This is a genomic window from Streptomyces sp. NPDC055078, assembly GCF_053607985.1.
This window is the reverse complement of the sequence record NZ_JBSGUP010001000.1, coordinates 1-1968: the sequence shown is the minus strand read 5'-3', so window position 1 is coordinate 1968 and position 1968 is coordinate 1. Positions and strand designations below refer to the sequence as shown.

The following is a 1968-nucleotide window of genomic DNA, read 5'->3' as shown; positions in this document are numbered from 1 at the left end:
GGACCCCCAGCTCCTCAAACGCCGGAGGGGCTGAGTTCGGTGCCCCCGGACCCAGCTCGTCAAACGCCGGAGGGGCTGATTTCGCCTCCCCGCAGGCGATTGAGGAGCAGGCCCTGGTGCACCCCCCCCCGGCACGGGGCCCGAGGCAACGGGTGTCAGCGGGTGCCGAGGAGGTGGTCGAGGGCGAGTTGGTCGAGGGACTCGAAGGCCATGCCGCGTTCCGCCGCCGCGTCCGCGTCGAAGGACTCGTAGGCGCTCCGGTCCGAGAGCAGCGCGGAGAGACCGTCCGCCGCTGTCGGGACGGCGAGTTCGCCGAGGCGGGCCGCCCGGAGCGCGGCGTGCACCTCGGGGTCCGCGCGGAACGAGGCCGCGCGCTCGCGCAGGATCAGATAGTTGCGCATACAGCCGGCCGCGGAGGCCCACACGCCGTCGGCGTCCTCCGTACGCGGGGGCTTGAAGTCGAAGTGGCGGGGCCCGTCGTACCCGCCGGTCTCCAGGAGGTCCACGAGCCAGAAGGCGGAGCGCAGGTCCCCGGCGCCGAAGCGCAGGTCCTGGTCGTACTTGATGCCGTTCTGGCCGTTGAGGTCGATGTGGAAGAGTTTGCCCGCCCAGAGTGCCTGGGCGATGGAGTGGGTGACGTTCAGCCCGGCCATCTGCTCATGGCCGACCTCGGGGTTCACGCCGTACAGCTCCGGCCGCTCCAGTCGTTCGATGAAGGCGAGAGCGTGGCCGACGGTGGGCAGCAGGATGTCGCCGCGCGGCTCGTTGGGCTTGGGCTCGATGGCGAACCGGAGGTCGTAGCCCTGCCCGGTGACGTACTCGCCCAGAAGGTCGAAGGCTTCCTTCAGCCGGTCGAGGGCGGTACGGACGTCCTTGGCCGCGCCGGACTCCGCGCCCTCGCGCCCGCCCCAGGCGACATAGACGCGAGCCCCGAGGTCGGCCGCGAGGTCGATGTTCCGGATGGTCTTGCGCAGGGCGTAGCGGCGGATGTCGCGGTCGTTGGCGGTGAAGCCGCCGTCCTTGAAGACGGGGTGGGTGAAGAGATTGGTGGTGGCCATCGGTACCACCAGACCGGTGTCGTCCAGCGCCTGCCGGAACCGCTTGATGTGCGTGGCGCGCTCGGCGTCGGACGCGCCGAACGGGATCAGGTCGTCGTCGTGGAAGGTGACTCCGTACGCACCGAGTGCGGCGAGCCGGTGGACGGTATCGACGGGGTCGAGCGGCGGGCGGGTCGCGTCCCCGAAGGGGTCCCTGCCCTGCCAGCCGACCGTCCAGAGGCCGAAGCTGAACTTGACCCTGTCATCGGCGGGGGCCGGGGTGAAGCGTTCCGTCATCGCTGTGACCACCTTCGATCCACTGTTTGTTTTCTGACCTAACTAATGATGCACACCCGACCGCTGCGACAGAAGACCCTCAACACCTGTTCCTTCAGAAGCGGTTGACGTAATTTGTTCACTCCACGGCCAAATCGGCCGAGTCATTGTAGTCATGGTGGGAACAGAGCGCGGGGGACGAGAGGTGGAGGCATGCCGACGCAGCCGGTCGTCATCGGCGTGGACAGTTCGACCCAGTCGGCCAAGGCGGTGTTCATCGAGGCGGCGACGGGCCGGACGCTCGGCGCCGGCCGGGCGGCGCACCGGGTCAGCGGCGATGGGGGCGCCAGGGAGAGCGATCCGGAGGAGTGGTGGAGCGCCCTGCGGGACGCGGTCGCGGGCGGGCTCAAGGACCTTAAGGACTCCGGGGTCCCCGTGTCCGCCGTGGTGGGCATCGCGGTCGCGGGACAGCAGCACGGGCTGGTGGTCCTGGACCGCGCCGGGCGCCCGGTGCGTCCCGCGCTGCTGTGGAACGACACCCGCTCGGCTCCCCAGGCCGCCGCGCTGGCCGGGGCCCTGGGCGGCCCGGACGCCTGGACGGCACGTACCGGCTCGGTGCCGGTCGCCGCGATGACGGCGGCGAAGTGGCAGTGGC

At 70.6% G+C, this 1968-nt stretch carries 2 protein-coding genes; one reads left to right on the top strand and one right to left on the bottom strand.

Annotated features, from left to right (window positions below; genetic code table 11):
- Nucleotides 1-155 precede the first annotated feature (155 nt).
- Nucleotides 156-1334 carry a xylose isomerase gene (gene xylA / locus ACWF94_RS39540; RefSeq protein ID WP_453499978.1) on the bottom strand — a complete coding sequence of 393 codons (1179 nt, stop codon included), beginning with the start codon at nt 1332-1334 and terminating at the stop codon, nt 156-158.
- Nucleotides 1335-1526: 192 nt separating this feature from the next.
- Between xylA and ACWF94_RS39535 the strand changes: the two genes are divergently transcribed.
- A partial coding sequence (locus ACWF94_RS39535) for an FGGY family carbohydrate kinase (RefSeq protein ID WP_453499976.1) occupies nt 1527-1968 on the top strand: 442 nt, incomplete at its 3' end.

Coding starts and splice junctions, on each gene's coding strand:
- xylA (WP_453499978.1), bottom strand. CDS start 1,334: ATGACGGAACGCTTCACCCCGGCCCCCGCCGATGACAGGGTCAAGTTC.